Below are 17,145 nucleotides of genomic sequence, written 5' to 3'. Positions count from 1 at the left end.
TATTCGTCCACGGGGAGGCTAAAATCCGAACGGCCGGCGAAAGCCAAAGGCAATTTCCGTCTGACATCTTTCAGCTATGGTCAGATAAGGAGTGCATATATGTCGGCGCAGGCGACGAGACGCGAGGTCGATGGCGGGCCGGTTGAGCATGTCGCAGCCGACATGCGAGGCGACCGGCGCGTGGCGCAGGGGCGCGCTCTGGTGAGCACTGCGCGGCGTCCGCCTGAAATCGAAACCCTTCATCTCGCCTGGCGCGCGGCGATTGTTCCTCCGAACGTCATTCCTCCTTACGAGGAGCTGGCGCTCGGGGGCCTCGGCCGCCTTGCCGACAGCGCGGCTTTGATTCGCGTAACGGCGCCCGGGCAGCTCGACATTCTCATGGCTGGACCGACAATTGAAGCCTGGATTGATCAACCTTCACGCCGGGGGGCGATCAACCCGCGTTCGAGCGGTCTGCTCAGAGCGATGCATGACGCGGTCATGCGCGCCCAGAAGAAAAGCTATCCCGCGGAAACCGTGGCTCATGCCGTCGTCGACGGCCTCGTCCGCAGCTACGACCTACTGGCCCTGCCTGTATCAAATCGCTGGGGGCCGCCGCTCTGCCAAGTCTATATGAAGCAGCGGGAGCAGAGATACAGCCTCGTCGATGCGATCTTCAGCGCGACGGATGAAGGCGTCGTCGCGCTGGCCGTCATCCGTGACGAAACTCAGGCCGCATGCGACTTTGAAATTGTCGCCCTGAACGATGGGGCCGCGCGACTGTTGAAGCGCGGCGGCGTCGATTTGCGCGGGCGGCGTCTGTCCGAACTGCTCGCCGAAGGGGGCCGAAACGGCGCGCTCGCGAGATTCTGCGGCGTGGTCGAAAATGGCGGCAGCGCCCGCTTTGAAATCGACGCCTTTCTCGACGCCGGCGCCGATACGCATCTCAGCGTTAACGCATCGGCGATGGGCGATCTCGTCGCGGTGACGCTGACCGACATCAGCGACATCAGGGCGCGAGAGACCTCTTTCCGCCTGCTCTTTGACGGCAGCCCGACGCCGACGGCGCTTTGCGATCCGGAAACGTTCCGCTTTCTCGCGGTCAATGACGCGGCCGCGGCGCTTTGGGGTTTTTCGCGTGAGGATTTGCTGACGATGACGGCTTTCGACGTGACCCCCGAAGAGGATTGGGACGACGTTCGCGCCTTTGCAAGCCGCGATCCCGCGGGGGCGGTAGCGCAGAGGATCGGACGCCACATGCGATCCGACCGGAGCCAGCTCGACGTCATCGTTCATTCGCGCGCAATCATCTTTCGCGACCGGCATGCGCATCTTGTCACCATCATCGACGTGACCGAAAAGCAGCGCGCCGAGGTGCGTCTCGCGCATATGGCGCATCACGACGCCCTGACCGATCTGCCGAACCGCGCGCTGTTTCGCCAAAGGCTCGACGAGGAACTCGCGCGCCTTGATCCCGAACAAGGCCAGCTCGCGCTGTTTTATCTCGATCTCGATCAGTTCAAGGCGATCAACGACACGCTCGGCCATCCGGTCGGCGACGCGCTTTTGCGCGCCGTCGCGGATCGGCTCCGCATCTGTTTGCGCGCGACCGATATCGTCGCTCGATTTGGCGGCGATGAATTCGGCATTTTGCGAACCGGCCTTGCAGGCCCGGACGAGGCGAGCAGCTTTGCGTCCTATGTCGTCAACGCGGTGAGCCGGCCTTTTGTGATCGAGGGCCATTCCCTTGAGATCGGGACGAGCATCGGCATCGCAATGGCGCCGGGCGACGGGCTCTCTTCGGATCTTTTGCTGAAGAACGCCGATATGGCGCTCTACCGCGCCAAGGACGGAGGCCGGCGCGCCTTTCATTTCTTCGAGCCCGGGATGGACGCGCGCGTGCGGGCGCGCCGTTTGCTCGAGATTGATCTGAGGCGCGCTATGGCGGCCGGCGAATTCGAACTTTACTACCAGCCGCTCGTCTCGCTCAAATCAGGCGCGATCACAGGCTTTGAGGCTTTACTGCGCTGGCATCATCCCTCGCGCGGATTAGTGCCTCCGGCGGAATTCATCCCTCTTTCCGAAGAGATCGGATTGATCGTGCCCCTTGGCGAATGGGTGTTGCGTCAGGCCTGCGCCGAGGCGGCGCGCTGGCCCGCCAATTTGAAGGTCGCCGTCAATCTATCCTCGGTTCAATTCAAGACCGGAAATGTGACGCACGCCGTGTTGAGCGCGCTCGCGAATTCCGGCCTTCCCGCCTCGCGGCTCGAGCTCGAGATCACCGAATCCATTTTGCTGGCGGAAAGCGAAGCAAATCTTGCAACGCTCTATCGCCTTCGCGGGCTCGGCGTCAGCGTCTCCATGGATGATTTCGGAACAGGCTATTCGAGCCTCAGCTATTTGCGCGCTTTTCCATTCGACAAGATCAAGATTGACCGGTCCTTCGTCAGCGAATTGTCTGATGGCGGCGATTGCATGGCGATCGTGCGCGCGGTCGCGGGCCTTGGGTCAAGCCTTGGCATCGCGACCACGGCCGAAGGCGTCGAAACAGGCGAACAACTCGCCTGGCTGCGCAATGAAGGCTGCACCGAAATGCAGGGCTATTACTTCAGCCCCCCTGTGCCGGCGAGCAAGATCGCGCCCATGCTGAAGGCGAATGAAGGCGCGCGCTCAAGCTGCGAAGGCCTCGTCAGACATTGAACATGACGCCGAAAAATTGCGGACTTCCCGGACCCGCACGATGCGTCGAAAACAATCGCAAAAGAAGGGAATGCGAATCCATCGGAACGCTATTCCACAGAAGAACACATGCTATGTTATCAATGAGTTGGAATGAGCTGATCTAAACTCCCGCATGCGCTTGTCGGCGTTGCGCTGCAGAGCGCCTGCGTGCGCCGCGAATCGCAGAGCGGGCGACGCGCGTGATCGCAAGTGGTCCCAAACCTCGGGCCTTAGGTAGGCGGTAAAGCGGGGCGCTTATGCGCGTGCGGAAAATAGCGCCGCACAGCCCACGATTTCAATCGAGACCGATCGAAACCGCTGAGCAAGAGCGCGTTCGAGGCCGTCGGCGTCATCGTTCTCATTCGAAAATATACCTTTTCGATTGTAAACCTCCATGAGCCGTTTTGCAGGCCCGCTCCGGGAGACGCCACCTTGCAGCAAAGTTGAACCGAAGAGGATCGCGCCCGGATTCATCAACATCTTCAGGTGATCGAAGGCCGCGGACTTCGACAGTATCGTCCCCGGAAGGCAATGGAGTAGATAGTTCATGCCGATCGAATCGAATTTCGCCGCGTCGATTGAGATCGGCTCCAGGACATTTCGGAGATAGATCTCCGGCTTGTATCGCCCGATTCGACGAGAGGCGAAGTCGAGGGTCGTCTCATTAAGGTCCATCAACGCGATGCGTGGCTGGTTCGCCGGAAATCGGCAGTGGTCCAGGAAATAGCCCGTCCCAACCCCAACATCCAAATGATTGGCGGTGACGTGCCTGTTGTAGTGCTCCAGGAGCCGTGGAGTAGGGCACCTCCAAATCAGGCGATTGGATATGCCAAGCACTATAAGGTCGTAGAGCGCGAGCGTGCGTTTGGTGTAGACAGCCTGTCCCGCGGCGACCTGTTCTAAACTGACGCTCATGGCGCTTGCCTTTCGGTGACGGTCATGAAGCAGCGTTGCCCCCTCACTTCACTTCGAACCCTGCGTCTTCCGCCGCGCGTTTGGCGATCGCCGACCAGTCGAGCCCGCCATCCCCATTGGCGATCGCCGCCAAAAAACGATCCCGCACGATGGACGCGAAGGGCAGCGGCGCCTCGAGCTTTTCGGCCGCCTGCAGCAGCAGCCGATTATCCTTCAGCCCCAGCGGCATTTTGAATCCCGGCGGAGAGAATTTGCCGTCGAGGATCAGCGCGCCATAGGTCTTGTAAACCGGCGCGGCGAACAGTGTCTCCGTCAGCAGTTCGAAAACCTTGGCCGTATCGACGCCACCCTTGGCGGTCAGCGCGAAGGCTTCGGCAAGGCTCTCGATGACGCAGGTAATCAGAAAATTGCCCGTGAGCTTGACGAGATTGGCCTGCGCCGGCTGATCGCCCATGACGAATACACGCTGGCCCATCGCCTCCAACGCCGGGCGGATTTTGTCGATAAGCTCGGCATCGCCGCCGGCCGCGATAAAGAGCTTGCCGGCTTCCGCCGCTTCGGGTCGCCCGAACACAGGCGCGGCGGCATAGTTTTGGCCACGCTCGGCATGCGCCTTGGCCAGCCGCTCCGACAGCGCGACGGAAATCGTGCTCATCGAGATATGAGCGGCGCCCTCTTTCAGTCCTTCGATAATGCCATCCTTGCCGAGCGTCACGGCTTCGACCGCCGCGTCGTCGGCGAGCATGGTGATCGCAATATCGCCTTCCTTCGCGGCTTCCGCTGGCGTTCGTTCGATGGCGACGCCAAGCGCGTTGATCGCTTTTGTCGGCTCATAGCTCCGGTTCCAGGCGACCACCGTATGGCCGTCCTTGACGAGGTTGCGCACCATGGCGCTGCCCATTCCGCCGAGGCCAAGGAATGCAATTTTCATGGATTTCTCCTGGTTTCCGGCGCGGCTCAAATGTGAGCGCGCCCTGGATGCATGGGTGGAGGGCTCAGGATCGCGTCGGCGGCGGTTTGGCGGCGGCCGCCTCACGCGCGCGGCGCGCCTCATAGGCCTTCAAATGAGCATAGGCGATGCGCAAAAGCGATTTCGGGTCCTGGCCGGCGACCTTGCGGCTCAGGAGGTCGCCGAGAATATGGTCGCCCTCCGTCGGCGCGCCGCGTTCGACGTCGCGCAGCATGGAGGCGACAAATTCCGATCCCGGCGCCGTCAACATGGTTTTGCTGCGCGCCAGCGCCGCCTCGCTCGGGCCGTATCCGTTTTCAGCGGCGATCGAAGCGCATTCGTCGACGAGGGATGTCGCAAGGTCAGAGGCTCCAGCCGCCGCGATGTCGCCGGCCGCGGCGCGCATCAGGCAGGTGATCCCGGCGGCCGATGCGATGAACGCCCATTTGTCCCACATATCCTGCAAAATTTTACCGCTGCGGCGCGCGTCGAAGCCAGCATTGAGAAGGGCGGTTTCGATCGCCGCCACTTGCTTCGAGCCGACGCAGCCGCGTTCGCCAAACGCCAGATTGTGGAAATTCCCGAAATGCAGAATACGCCCTTCGGGATCGAGCGCCGTCGAGATCGCGCAAAGGCCGCCGAGCACATGGGCCGCGCCAAAACGCGCGTCGAGCGCATCGAGATGGCGCATGCCATTGAGGAGCGGCAGGATCGCGGTGTCAGGCCCCACCGCGGGCGCAAAAGAGTCGATAGCGCCATCGAGATCATAGGCCTTGCAGCTCAAAATGATGAGATCGAAGGGCTCGCGCAGCGCCTCGGCGGAAATAACCGGCGGGTTTTGAATGTCGATGTCGCCGAGCGGACTTTTGACGACGAGTCCCGTCTTTGCGAGCTGCGCCGCCCGCCTCGAGCGCACGAGAAAGGTGACGTCGCGGCCGGCCTTCAGCAAGCGCGCGCCGAAATAGCCGCCGATCGCGCCGGCTCCGACCACGAGAATGCGCATTTTTCTGTCCTTTCGGGGATGACGCTTGATCGGCGCGGCGCTGGCGCCGGCGCTCCAGCCGCGCACTTTGTAGAACGGCCGCCGCCGGCGAACAATCTTGCGCCTTGGCTCGCCTCATCAATTGTTTCGGCGCAATCGGCGATTGCATCGCCGCCTGATCATGATTCCATCAATCTGATTATTTTTTTGGCGCAGGGAAAGGGCCGGCGCAAGCGTCAAAAATTACGGACTGCCAATCCAGGAGATTGAATCAATTCGATTATCACGAAATAATTGGCCAATTCCGGACTTGGCGCCACGCTTGCAACGATCGCGCTGGAAGGCGGCTAGGGTTCCGATCGCGAGTTTGCGGTGCTGGTCCGAGAGCTGCAATCCAGCTGGGAGAAATCGGCTGGAGGCACGGCGGGATAAAAGCCCGGGAGACCAAACGACGTCAGGGATTGGCGTCAATGGTCTCGCCAATCCCCTTTTGTGGAGGATTGGATGTTGCCTACGAAGAATCTCGCTTCAAAAATCGCGTCTCTCGGTCTCGGCGCCGTTTTGCTGTTCGGGGCGGCGGATGCCGTCTCCGCGGCGCCGAAAAAAGACTTCAAGCTCGCCTGGTCGATCTATGTAGGTTGGATGCCCTGGCAATGGGCGAATGATCACGGCATCGTCAAGAAATGGGCCGATAAATACGGCATCAAGATCGACGTTGTTCAATTCAACGATTACGCCGAGTCGATCAACCAATATACAGCGGGCGCTTTTGACGCCTTGACCGTCACCAACATGGATACGGTGGCGACGCCGGCCGTCGGCGGCGTCGATTCCACCGCCGTGATCGTCGGTGATTTCTCGAACGGCAATGACGCCGTCATCCTGAAGGATAAGTCAGACCTCAAGGCGATCAAAGGCCAGAAGGTCAATCTCGTCCAATTTTCCGTCTCGCATTACCTGCTCGATCGCGCGCTGGCCTCGATCGGCATGACGGAAAAGGATGTCACCGTCGTCAACACCTCCGACGCCGATATGGCGGCGGCCTTCGCGACGCCCGACGTCACGGCGGTTACGACGTGGAATCCGATCGTCTCCGAAATCATGCAGCGCAAGGACGCGCACGAGGTCTTCGACTCGAGCAAGATCCCCGGCGAGATCATGGACCTTGCAATCGCCAATACGAAGACGCTGGAAGAAAATCCCGATTTCGGCAAGGCGCTGGCCGGCATCTGGTATGAGACGCTCGCCATCATGAGCGCTAAAACGCCGGCGGGGCAGGCTGCGCGGGAGGACATGGGGAAGGCCTCCGGCACGGATCTCGCGGGTTTCGAATCGCAGCTGAAGACGACGCGCATGTTCTACACGCCAGCCGACGCCATCGCCTTTACGACGAGCGCCGCCCTGCCGAAGACCATGAAGCTTGTGAATGAATTTCTCTTCACGCATGGATTGCTTGGCGACGCCGCCAAAAGCGCTGACGTGATTGGAGTCAAATTCCCCGACGGCAGCGTTCTTGGCGATCCGAAGAAGATCGGGCTACGCTTTGTGACGACCTATATGGACGCCGCCGCGACGGCCAAGAACTGAAGGCTTCTCCCATGCGCTTACTCACCTATCGCCCGAATCGGGGAGCAAGCCTCATCCTGCCCGCCCTTCCTTTCGTCGTGCTGATTGCGATCTATGCGATCGGATCGATCCTGCGCCATTCGGGCAATCCAGACGATAAATTGCTGCCGGGCCTCGACAGCCTGGCGGCGGCGGTGCGACGCGTCGCTTTTGAGCCTGATAAGCGCACGGGAGACATCATTCTTTGGTCCGACACCGCGGCGAGCCTCACTCGTCTCGGCGTCGGCCTCACGGTCGCGACCGTCAGTAGTTGCGTCATCGGGCTCCTGGTTGGGCTGTTGCCCTATCTGCGAGTTCTGCTGACGCCTTTCATCGCGGTGTTGTCGATGATCCCGCCGCTCGCGATCCTGCCTATCCTGTTCATTGTGTTCGGGCTTGGCGAAGTCTCGAAGATCGTGCTGATCGTCATCGGCATCGCGCCATTTATGACCCGCGATCTCGCCTTGCGGGTCAGTGAACTGCCGGTAGAGCAATTGGTCAAGGCGCAGACGCTTGGCGCGACAACCTGGCAGATTCTGCTCCGCGTCGTGGCGCCGCAGATGATGCCGCGCCTCATTGATTCCGTCCGGCTGTCGCTTGGCGCCGCCTGGCTCTACCTGATCGCGGCCGAGGCGATCGCCGCCGAAAGCGGGCTCGGCTACCGCATCTTTTTGATGCGCCGCTATCTCGCGATGGATGTCATTTTGCCTTATGTCGCCTGGATCACGCTCCTTGCCTTTCTGTCGGATTATATTTTGCGACGCCTGCAAGGCTGGCTCTTCCCCTGGTTTGCGGGAGCGCGCTCAAAATGACGACCATCAGCTTTCAAAATGTCTGGAAGGAATATGACGGCCGCGTCGTGCTCGAAAAGCTTTCGCTCGACATAGCGCCGCACGCCTTCGTCGCGCTTGTCGGCCCATCCGGCTGCGGCAAGACGACGTTCCTGCGCATGCTTCTCAGCGAGGAAACGCCGACGCGCGGACGCATCCTTGTCGATGGGAAGGAGCTGCCGCGAGAGCCGACCGTCGATCGTGGCGTGGTGTTTCAGCGTTACTCCGTATTCCCGCATCTGACGGTTCTCGAGAATGTCGTGCTTGGCAAGGAATTCGCCGGCTCGAAATTCTTTGGCGCGCTTTTCGGAGAGGCGAGGCGCAAAGTAGTAGAAGAAGCGCTGGCGCTGCTCGAGGAGGTCGGCCTTTCCGCCTCGCTCACCAAATACCCGGCGCAATTGTCAGGGGGCATGCAGCAGCGTCTCGCGCTGGCGCAGGCGCTGATCACGCGGCCGAAAATTCTGTTGCTCGACGAGCCCTTTGGCGCCCTCGATCCTGGCATCAGAGCGGACATCCATGAGCTGATGCTCCGCCTCTGGAGAGAAACGCAGATGACGGTCATCATGGTAACGCATGATCTCAGCGAGGCATTCCGTCTTGGCACGCGAGTGCTCGCCTTTGAACGCAAGGAAAACAGCCTGCTCGAGCCCGAGCGGTTTGGCGCCACAATCACGAGAGATCTCGACGTATGGCCGCCAAAGCACGCGCCCTGGAATGTCTCCGCTCCGCGAAAGACGCCGAAAAAAAGCTCCTGAATCTTTCTTCCCGCCGGGACGACCCGGCGCGACACGAGGATTGGGCCAGGACGACCTGGCGCTGGCCAGCAAGGACCAAAGTCATGAGTCTGTTAGATGCATCGACGCCCGAGCAGCATCGGGAGCGTTATCTCGAATTGAAGCGCAACGCCGCGCAAAGACTGCGCGCGCAGGCGCCTCGTGAGCTGGCCCCATCTGTCGCGCGCCCGCTTGCGCGCGATGAAATCCTGTGGCGCGAAACGATCCCGGACGGATGGTATTGGTCGCGCAAGATCAATCGCGGCGAAAAGTTGCGCATCGTCAACACGAGCGGGCGCGCCTCCGTCTCGACGCTGATCTGGAACGCCGACGATGTGAGCGAACGCTATAACGCGGGGGACACCGTCAAGATCCAGTGGAATGCGCTGCTCGGCAAGGGCGATGTGCTGTTCTCGGACATGGGGCGCGTGCTCGCCTCGATCACGGAGGATAGCGGCGCCGGTCATGACGCACTCGTCGGCGGCAGCACCAAAGCGACCAATGAGCGACGTTATGGCGGGGCGCCTGTACGCAACACGCGCGATAATTTTTGTCTCGCCGCCGCCAAGCTCGGCCTGACGCGCCGCGACATCATGCCGTGCATCACCTTCTTTGCGCCGGTGCGCACCGACGCCGAGGGCGCTCTGGCGTGGAGCGAAGGCTCGCGGAAGGCCGGTGATTTCGTGGAGCTCAGGGCGGAAATGAACCTGCTCATCACTTTGTCCAACTGTCCGCATCCTTACGATCCGCGCCCCGACTATGCGCCGGGTTCGGTTGAGGCCACCGTGTTTCGCGCCATGCCTGCCGACGAGACCGATCTGTGCCGCGGCGCCAGCGAAGAAGCAAGGCGCGGCTTTGAAAACACCGATGCGCTGTTTGGCGCGTGAATGGCCGGGAGAGGAGTATAAGCATGTCAGCTATAACGACTTCCGTCGATCCGGCGACCGCAATCTTCGACGCCATCGTGCCGGCGCGCGCGCCCTGGTCCGGCTTTGTGCGCAAGGGGGAGACGATCCGCATCGTTGATCTTGAGGGGCGGCAGGCCGTCGACGCGCTGTTCTACCGCGCCGACAATTTCGAGGAGCGCTACAGCGCGCAGGATACGCTGCGCGAACAGAAATTCGCCTATATAGGGCTCGGCTCGAAATTGATATCGAACGAAGGCAATGTCATGTTGCGCGTCGTCGCGGACAGCTGCGGGCTGCATGACACGTCAGCCGGCGCCTGTAGCTGCGAAAGCAACACGGTTCGATTCGGCCACCACACAAAATATATGCATGCCTGCCGCGAGAACTTCACGCTCGAAATCGGCAAATATGGCATGGGCAAGCGCGATCTCGTCAGCAACATCAATTTCTTCATGAATGTGCCGATCGAGCCTAGTGGCGAACTGGCGATCGTCGACGGCGTCTCGGCGCCCGGCGGCTTTATTGATCTTACGGCGGAAATGGATGTGCTGTGCCTCATATCCAACTGCCCGCAGGTCAACAACCCCTGCAATGGCTTCAACCCGACGCCGATCCGCGTGTTGATTTTCGATCGAGGCGGCGAGGGGAAATAGGGCGATGTTCAAAAAAGTTCTCATCGCCAACAGAGGCGAAATCGCCGGGCGCGTGATCCGAACCTTGCGTAAGCTCGGCGTTCGCTCCGTCGCCGTCTATTCCGACGCTGATCGCTTTTCGCCGACGGTGCTTGCAGCCGACGAACAGGTCCGCCTTGGCCCTGCGCCCGCGGCGCAAAGCTATCTCAACGTCGAGGCGGTGATCGCGGCATGCAAGGCGACGGGCGCGGAGGCCGTCCATCCGGGCTACGGATTCTTGAGCGAAAATCCAGGTTTCGCCGAACGGCTCGCAACTGAGGGGATCACATTCATCGGTCCGCGGCCGGAGCATATGCGCTCCTTCGGCCTGAAGCATAGGGCGCGCGAACTCGCCGCGCGCGCCAAGGCGCCGCTGCTGCCCGGCAGCGATCTTCTCGATACGCTCGATGAAGCGCTCAGTGAGGCGCGGCGCATCGGTTATCCGGTCATGCTGAAGAGCACGGCCGGGGGCGGCGGCATCGGCATGCAGCTCTGCTATGGCGATGAGGAGCTTGCCGCGCGCTTCGAGAGCGTGCGCCGGCTTGGCGCTAATAATTTCGGCGACAATCGCGTCTATCTCGAAAAATTCGTGGCGCGCGCGCGTCACGTCGAGGTGCAGATCTTTGGCGACGGCAAAGGCGGCGTGGTGGCGCTTGGCGAGCGCGATTGCTCGCTGCAGCGGCGCAACCAGAAGGTCATCGAGGAAACGCCGGCGCCAGGACTTAGCGATGAGAATCGCGCTGCGCTGCGCGCGGCGGCGATTTCGCTTGGGAAAGCTGTCGCCTATGAATCCGCCGGCACGGTCGAATTCGTATATGACGCCGATCAGCAGAAATTCTACTTTCTCGAAGTCAACACGCGGTTGCAGGTCGAGCATTGCGTGACTGAGGCGATTTTCGGCGTCGATCTCGTCGAATGGATGGTCAAGCAGGCGGCGGGTGATTTCACACTGCCATCGCAGGCAAGCCTCGTCTCGAAAGGGGCGGCGATCGAGGCGCGCGTCTACGCGGAAGATCCGTCAAAGGATTTTCGGCCGAGCACGGGACTGTTGACGCGGGTCAAATTCGCCGAAGGCGTGCGGGTCGACGGCTGGATCGAGACCGGCGTCGAGGTCTCGCCTTATTACGATCCGTTGCTCGCCAAGGTGATCGCTTATGGCGCGACGCGCGAGGCCGCCATCGAAAATCTGTCGCGCGCGCTAAGGGCGAGCGATATTTCTGGGCTTGAAAGCAATCTCACTTATCTCGCGGCGGTTCTCGATCTTGAGCCTTTCCGCGCGGGCGAGATGATCACGAAGACGCTCAGCGAATTCACTTTCGTACCGCGCACGATCGACGTCCTTTCCGGCGGAACGCTATCCAGCGTTCAGGACTGGCCGGGACGTCTTGGCTATTGGAACGTTGGGGTTCCGCCGAGCGGGCCGATGGACGATCATCATTTTCGGCTCGCCAACAGGATCGTCGGCAACCTTGAGGGCGCCGCCGGTCTCGAGCTTACCTTGCGGGGACCAACGCTTCGTTTCAATCTCAATACGATCATCGCGCTGACCGGCGCCAGAATGAGCGCGACGCTCGACGGCGAGCCCGCGCCCTATGACGAGCCGATCGAGGTTCGCCGGGGTCAGGTGCTGACGCTCGGCGTCGTCAATGGTCCCGGCAACAGAACTTATCTCGCCATTCGCAACGGCATCGACGCGCCTCTCTATCTCGGTTCCAAGGCGACCTTCGCGCTCGGCAAATTCGGCGGCCACGCGGCGTGCGCCTTGCGCACGGGCGACGTTTTGCGCGTCGCCGAAACAGGAGCCGCGTCGCCGCCGCAGAAGGCAGACGTGGAGCCGTTTGAACTAACGCATCATTGGATGATTGACGTCCTCTATGGCCCGCATGGCGCGCCGGATTTCTTCAAGGAAGATGACATCGCCGAACTCTTTGCGACCGACTATGAGGTCCACTATAACAGCGCGCGAACGGGCGTGCGCCTGATCGGCCCCAAGCCGCGCTGGGCGCGGGCCGACGGCGGCGAGGCGGGACTGCATCCGTCCAACATCCACGACAACGCCTATGCGATCGGCGCCGTCGATTTCACCGGCGACATGCCGATCATTCTGGGGCCCGATGGGCCGAGCCTTGGCGGCTTCGTCTGTCCTGTCGTCATCATCAAGAGCGATCTCTGGAAGGTCGGCCAGTTGCGGCCGGGCGATACAATCCGTTTTCGTCCGGCGCCTGTCCGGTCAGCGAGCGGCGCGCTTGTCCGCGAGCGCGGCGATCCGATTTTGCATCGGCATGGCGAGGGCGACGCGGCGGTTTGCTACCGGCGGGCGGGGGATAGCTATCTGCTCGTCGAATTTGGCCCCATCGTGCTCGATCTCGGCCTTCGGATGCGGGTTCACCTGCTGCATCAGGCATTGATCGAGGCGGCTCTTCCCGGCGTCATTGATCTGACGCCGGGCATAAGGTCGCTGCAGATCCATTACGACGACGCGGCGCTGCCGCTTCGGCGTCTGCTCAATGAGGTGATGAAGCTTGAAGCAAATCTGCCGCCGGTCGATGAGGTCGAGATCGAAAGCCGCATCGTGCATCTGCCTCTGTCATGGAACGATGAGCAGGCGGAGCTTGCCATGCGCAAATATCAGGAGCTTGTGCGTCCCGATGCGCCGTGGTGTCCGTCGAATATAGAATTCATCCGCCGCATCAACGGTCTCGAAAGCATTGAGGACGTCCGTCATATTCTCTTCGACGCGAGCTATCTCGTCATGGGGCTTGGCGACGTCTATCTCGGCGCGCCGGTGGCGACGCCGATTGATCCGCGTCATCGGCTGGTCACCACGAAATATAATCCCGCACGCACATGGACCCCTGAGAACGCCGTCGGCATCGGCGGCGCCTATCTTTGTGTTTACGGTATGGAAGGCCCGGGCGGCTATCAGCTCGTCGGCCGCACCATCCAGATGTGGAACAGCTGGCGCGCGACCGACGCTTTCGAGCCCGGAAAACCGTGGCTTTTGCGCTTCTTCGATCAGATCCGATTCTATCCCGTGAGCCACGAGGAGCTGACCGACGCGCGTGAGGCGTTTTTGCACGGACGCTACCCGCTGAAGATCGAGCCCACGACATTCAGTCTGAAGCAATATAAAGCGTTTCTGCGCGATAACGCCAAGGAGATTGAAGCGGCTCAGACGCGCCAGCGCGCGGCATTCGAGGCGGAGCGCAGGCGCTGGGAGGAGCAGGGCCTCAATCTTTTCGTCGAGGATCAGTCTGCAGATGATCTGACGGAGATCATTCTACCCGATGGCGCGATCGCGATTGAGGCGCCGATGCCGGGCAATGTCTGGAAGATCGAGGCGGCCGCGGGCGAGCGCGTTGTCGCCGGCCAGACACTGGTCATTCTCGAATCCATGAAGATGGAGATCGCGGTTGCGGCGCCGGCGGGCGGCCGCCTCGTCGAAATCTCCTGTCAGGCCGGACGTCCGGTACAAAATGGCCAACGTCTGGCCGTGATCGAAATCGAGGACGCGTCATGATTCCCGAGATGCTGCAAATTGAGGTTCTGCGCGATGGCTATCGCCAGGAGAAATTCACCCCACGGGATGTCATGCTCGAAGTGCTGAAGCGGATTGACGTCTATGATGACCCGGCGGTGTGGATCAGTCGCGTCGAGGAAAGCGAGATCCTCGCCCGGGCGGGAAAGCTGCAGCAGGACAGCACGCTGATGGCGCATTTGCCGCTCTATGGCGTTCCCTTCGCGGTGAAGGACAATATGGACGTTCGGGGAATGCCGACGACGGCCGCTTGTCCCGCCTTCGCCCATACGCCGGAGAAAAGCGCGAGCGCCATCGACGCGTTGCTGGCGGCGGGCGCCATATTGATCGGCAAGACCAATCTCGATCAGTTCGCGACGGGTCTCAACGGGACGCGCTCGCCCTATGGCGCGCCGCGTTGCGTCTTTGATCATCGCTTCATATCGGGTGGGTCGAGCTCGGGTTCGGCGGTGGCTGTCGCCGCCGGGCTCGTGGCTTTCTCGCTCGGCACTGATACGGCGGGCTCAGGGCGCGTGCCCGCGGCCTTCAATAATGTCGTCGGATGGAAGCCGACCAAGGGCCTCATCAGCGCCGCTGGCGTATTGCCGGCCGTTCGCTCGCAAGATTGCGTCAGCATTTTCGCAAGCAGCTGCGCCGACGCAAAAATCATCGCGGAAATTGCGCAGGGTTTTGACGCGCAAGACCCTTATTCGCGCGAGGGCGAAAGAGTGAGCCTTCCGACGAAGCGTTTCCGCTTCGGAGTTTTACGGCCGGACGACAGGGAGTTTTTCGGCGATGAAGAGGCCGCGGCGCTCTATGCGGGCGCCATTGATCGACTGACGGCTCGTGGCGGGCGCCCGGTCGAAATTGATTATGCGCCTTTCCAGCAGGCGGCTGCGCTCCTTTATGACGGCGCCTTCGTCGCCGAGCGTTTCGCCGCGATCGAGGATTTCTTCAGGACGCACGCGCAGGAGATGGATCCGCAGGTGCGTCAGATCATCGGCAAGGCGTCAAATCTTTCCGCGGCGGATGCGTTCAACGGCGAATATCGGTTGCGCGCCATCGCGCGCGCGGCAGAGCGGGAATGGGAGCGCTTCGACGTCATGCTGCTGCCGACGGCGCCCACCATTTTCTCGGTCGATCAGATTGCCGAAGATCCGATCGGCGCGAATAGCCGGCTTGGCGTTTACACCCATTTCGTCAATCTGCTCGATTACGCCGCGATCGCAGTGCCCGCGGGATTTCGCGCCACGAGCTGCCTGCCCTTCGGCGTCACACTGATCGGCCCGGCTTTTTCCGATTTCGATCTGGCCGTGATCGCCGACGGGCTGCATCGATCTCTCGGCGAAGGCGTTGGCAAGGCTGTCGGCGCCGCCGCCGAGCCGCCGGTCTCGGTTGTGGAGCCCGCCTCCCGCGGGCGCATCCTCCTCGCCGTCGCGGGCGCGCATCTTTCCGGCCTGCCCCTCAATCGCGAACTGACGGATCTCGGCGCGATTTTCGTGGAAGCGACGAGGACCGCGCCATCCTATCGGCTGGTCGCGCTCAAAGGGACAATGCCGCCAAAGCCCGGCCTCGTTCATGCGCCGGGCTTTGAGGGGCCGGGTATCGAGGTGGAGCTGTGGTCGCTCTCCGAGCGCGACTTCGGCCGCTTTGTCGCGGGCGTTCCGGCGCCAATGGGGATCGGCAAGGTAAGGCTCGCGAGCGGCGCCGTGGTCCCGGGATTTTTATGCGAGGTTTTCGCGCTTGATGGCGGCGAAGACATTACCGCTCTGGGCGGCTGGCGGCCCTATCTGGCGGAACATGCGGCGGCGTCCGACTAAGACGCCACGTTGCGGCGACCGTCACGCGAAACCGTACTTGCCGTCGCAAAGGTTCCGTTGTTTTCTCGATTTGCGTCGTGTCGCATAGGCGTTCCGTGGCGCGGTTCGAAGCCGCGCCTTTTCAGGACTGCAAACGCGTGACAGCGCAAGGCCAATCGAGGGAGATGTCCGAAGCATCGCGATCAACCGCGACAAAACTTTGGCTGGGACTCGTCTTCGCCCTGGTGGCGGGATGGCTCGACGCCGTCGGCTTCATCGAGGTTGGTCAGTTCTATCTGTCCTTCATGAGCGGGAACACGACGCAGCTTGGCGTCGCCGCCGCCGCTTTTGATGGTCCCTCGATTCTGCGCGGAGCCAGCGTGATCGCGTCTTTTTTTCTTGGCGCATTTTTCGGAACGCTGCTCGCCGACGCCTCCGGACGGCTTCGGCTGCCGGTCGTGCTGATGATGGAATGCGCGCTGCTTGGCGCCGCCATCGGCTTGACGATGATGCGCCCCGGTTTTTTCGCGCTGCTTCCAATCTCGGTTGCGATGGGCATGCAGAATACGCTGCGCCAGCTGGTCGGGCGCGCCGACGTCGGAAAGAGTTTTATCACCGGCTCCCTGTTCGGCGCGGGTCAGTCGCTTGCGCGGGCGCTCACCGGCAAGGCCCCCGCCGCGGAATGGCTGGCGTTCCTCGCGGCATGGCTCGCCTTCGTTGCTGGCGCGGCCGGCGGCGCCTATGCGCTTCACCGCTCAAGCCTTCTCGCAAATCTCGCCTGCATGACGGCTCTGCTCGCCGTCCTCGCCGCACTGACCGCGCCCGCCCGCGGCTTCGGGAATGATCTGGACGCCGCGGGATAAACGGAAATCAATGAAGCCACGCCAGCAAAGCGAAGGCGATGTCAGTCCAGCGCCTTCCTTCGTTTCGGCCAGGGCATTCGCGCTCGTTTGGGCCAGGACATTCGCGGCCCGGGCCATTCTCTCTCATCGATCGGCCACACCCGTTGAATCATGCCATAGAGAAACGCCGTGGTCAGTCCAAAGAGGATCATCCCGTTCAGCGCCTCAAGGGCGCCCATCAGGCGCCAATGCTCCGCGAGAAAAAGATTTTCGTGGCCATAGGTCGTCATCGCGCTGAGAGAATACAACATGGCTGCTTTCGTATCGGGAAGCGCGCCGAGCCCCCAGTACGCACCGGCCCATATGGCGGCCTCGGTCCCGTGCAGAAGGGTCGCCGAAAGCGTGGTGACGCCCATGACGATGGCAAACTTCAACAGAAAGTGACGCCGGTCTTTGAAGCCGCCTAGCGCCCGGAGCACATTCGCGTTGATGAAGCCAAGGCCTATCACGTGAAAAATGACGTTGAGGGCAATCAAGGGAAGGCCCCAGGCCCAGTTTCCGTTCCAGGCTAAAGCGTCATGATCGTTCATTTTGTCCTCTGGACCGCGCGCCAGCACATTCATTCGGGGTTGGCGACCCTGAAGAAAACAGAGG

Annotated in this window: 13 protein-coding genes and 1 riboswitch; of the genes, 9 read left to right on the top strand and 4 right to left on the bottom strand. The window is 61.6% G+C overall.

Going from position 1 to position 17,145, the window contains the following annotated elements; genetic code table 11:
* The first annotated feature begins 99 nt into the window (after positions 1–99).
* Positions 100–2,679 (top strand): putative bifunctional diguanylate cyclase/phosphodiesterase, encoded by a 2,580-nt coding sequence (locus MPC4_RS20230; protein ID WP_244629132.1) that lies wholly within the window; start codon positions 100–102, stop codon positions 2,677–2,679.
* A 276-nt stretch (positions 2,680–2,955) separates the two neighbouring features.
* Here the strand turns inward: MPC4_RS20230 and MPC4_RS20225 are convergent, their stop codons facing one another.
* The 3 genes from MPC4_RS20225 to panE form a co-directional block, all read right to left on the bottom strand.
* Positions 2,956–3,615 carry a class I SAM-dependent methyltransferase gene (locus MPC4_RS20225; RefSeq protein WP_174514127.1) on the bottom strand — a complete coding sequence of 220 codons (660 nt, stop codon included), beginning with the start codon at positions 3,613–3,615 and terminating at the stop codon, positions 2,956–2,958.
* Positions 3,616–3,658: 43 nt separating this feature from the next.
* A complete protein-coding gene (locus MPC4_RS20220) occupies positions 3,659–4,546 on the bottom strand; it encodes an NAD(P)-dependent oxidoreductase (RefSeq protein WP_134490495.1) in 888 nt (295 codons plus the stop codon).
* Between the two features lie 64 nt (positions 4,547–4,610).
* Entirely contained in the window at positions 4,611–5,567 is a 957-nt protein-coding gene (panE, locus tag MPC4_RS20215; RefSeq protein ID WP_174514126.1) for a 2-dehydropantoate 2-reductase, read from the bottom strand.
* A 315-nt stretch (positions 5,568–5,882) separates the two neighbouring features.
* Positions 5,883–5,991: riboswitch (guanidine-I (ykkC/yxkD leader) on the top strand.
* Between the two features lie 59 nt (positions 5,992–6,050).
* Here panE and MPC4_RS20210 point away from each other — a divergent pair.
* The 8 genes from MPC4_RS20210 to MPC4_RS20175 all read left to right on the top strand — a co-directional run bounded on the left by MPC4_RS20210 (position 6,051) and on the right by MPC4_RS20175 (position 16,512).
* Positions 6,051–7,133, top strand: a complete 1,083-nt coding sequence (locus tag MPC4_RS20210; RefSeq protein ID WP_174514125.1) for a putative urea ABC transporter substrate-binding protein — start codon at positions 6,051–6,053, stop codon at positions 7,131–7,133.
* 11 nt (positions 7,134–7,144) lie between these two features.
* Positions 7,145–7,963, top strand: a complete 819-nt coding sequence (locus MPC4_RS20205; RefSeq protein WP_174514124.1) for an ABC transporter permease — start codon at positions 7,145–7,147, stop codon at positions 7,961–7,963.
* Complete coding sequence (locus MPC4_RS20200) at positions 7,960–8,736, top strand: ABC transporter ATP-binding protein (protein ID WP_174514123.1); 777 nt, start codon at positions 7,960–7,962, stop codon at positions 8,734–8,736. Before MPC4_RS20205 ends, MPC4_RS20200 begins: the two co-directional genes overlap by 4 nt.
* Before the next feature lie 83 nt (positions 8,737–8,819).
* Complete coding sequence (locus MPC4_RS20195; RefSeq protein ID WP_174514122.1) at positions 8,820–9,641, top strand: urea amidolyase associated protein UAAP1; 822 nt, start codon at positions 8,820–8,822, stop codon at positions 9,639–9,641.
* 23 nt (positions 9,642–9,664) lie between these two features.
* Positions 9,665–10,315, top strand: coding sequence for an urea amidolyase associated protein UAAP2 (locus tag MPC4_RS20190; RefSeq protein WP_174514121.1), 651 nt, complete (start codon positions 9,665–9,667; stop codon positions 10,313–10,315).
* Positions 10,316–10,319: 4 nt separating this feature from the next.
* Positions 10,320–13,853 carry an urea carboxylase gene (gene uca / locus MPC4_RS20185; protein ID WP_174514120.1) on the top strand — a complete coding sequence of 1,178 codons (3,534 nt, stop codon included), beginning with the start codon at positions 10,320–10,322 and terminating at the stop codon, positions 13,851–13,853.
* On the top strand, positions 13,850–15,670 hold the full coding sequence (gene atzF / locus MPC4_RS20180; RefSeq protein WP_174514119.1) for an allophanate hydrolase: 1,821 nt from the start codon (positions 13,850–13,852) through the stop codon (positions 15,668–15,670). Before uca ends, atzF begins: the two co-directional genes overlap by 4 nt.
* 164 nt (positions 15,671–15,834) lie before the next feature.
* Complete coding sequence (locus MPC4_RS20175; RefSeq protein WP_174514118.1) at positions 15,835–16,512, top strand: YoaK family protein; 678 nt, start codon at positions 15,835–15,837, stop codon at positions 16,510–16,512.
* A gap of 41 nt (positions 16,513–16,553) precedes the next feature.
* Here the strand turns inward: MPC4_RS20175 and MPC4_RS20170 are convergent, their stop codons facing one another.
* On the bottom strand, positions 16,554–17,081 hold the full coding sequence (locus tag MPC4_RS20170; RefSeq protein ID WP_210253697.1) for a hypothetical protein: 528 nt from the start codon (positions 17,079–17,081) through the stop codon (positions 16,554–16,556).
* Positions 17,082–17,145 lie beyond the last annotated feature (64 nt).

The sequence above is a fragment of the Methylocella tundrae genome, assembly GCF_901905185.1.
In the GTDB taxonomy this organism is placed as follows: Bacteria; Pseudomonadota; Alphaproteobacteria; order Rhizobiales; family Beijerinckiaceae; genus Methylocapsa; species Methylocapsa tundrae.
Note: the sequence above shows the minus strand (reverse complement) of the source record. Positions and strands in the feature narration are given on the sequence as shown.

Excerpts from the sequence above, each read along its gene's own strand:
- MPC4_RS20205 (WP_174514124.1), top strand. The coding sequence starts at position 7,145 with ATGCGCTTACTCACCTATCGCCCGAATCGGGGAGCAAGCCTCATCCTG.
- MPC4_RS20200 (WP_174514123.1), top strand. The coding sequence starts at position 7,960 with ATGACGACCATCAGCTTTCAAAATGTCTGGAAGGAATATGACGGCCGC.
- MPC4_RS20190 (WP_174514121.1), top strand. The coding sequence starts at position 9,665 with ATGTCAGCTATAACGACTTCCGTCGATCCGGCGACCGCAATCTTCGAC.
- MPC4_RS20225 (WP_174514127.1), bottom strand. The coding sequence starts at position 3,615 with ATGAGCGTCAGTTTAGAACAGGTCGCCGCGGGACAGGCTGTCTACACC.
- uca (WP_174514120.1), top strand. The coding sequence starts at position 10,320 with ATGTTCAAAAAAGTTCTCATCGCCAACAGAGGCGAAATCGCCGGGCGC.
- MPC4_RS20220 (WP_134490495.1), bottom strand. The coding sequence starts at position 4,546 with ATGAAAATTGCATTCCTTGGCCTCGGCGGAATGGGCAGCGCCATGGTG.
- MPC4_RS20230 (WP_244629132.1), top strand. The coding sequence starts at position 100 with ATGTCGGCGCAGGCGACGAGACGCGAGGTCGATGGCGGGCCGGTTGAG.
- MPC4_RS20195 (WP_174514122.1), top strand. The coding sequence starts at position 8,820 with ATGAGTCTGTTAGATGCATCGACGCCCGAGCAGCATCGGGAGCGTTAT.
- MPC4_RS20170 (WP_210253697.1), bottom strand. The coding sequence starts at position 17,081 with ATGAACGATCATGACGCTTTAGCCTGGAACGGAAACTGGGCCTGGGGC.
- MPC4_RS20210 (WP_174514125.1), top strand. The coding sequence starts at position 6,051 with ATGTTGCCTACGAAGAATCTCGCTTCAAAAATCGCGTCTCTCGGTCTC.
- panE (WP_174514126.1), bottom strand. The coding sequence starts at position 5,567 with ATGCGCATTCTCGTGGTCGGAGCCGGCGCGATCGGCGGCTATTTCGGC.
- atzF (WP_174514119.1), top strand. The coding sequence starts at position 13,850 with ATGATTCCCGAGATGCTGCAAATTGAGGTTCTGCGCGATGGCTATCGC.
- MPC4_RS20175 (WP_174514118.1), top strand. The coding sequence starts at position 15,835 with ATGTCCGAAGCATCGCGATCAACCGCGACAAAACTTTGGCTGGGACTC.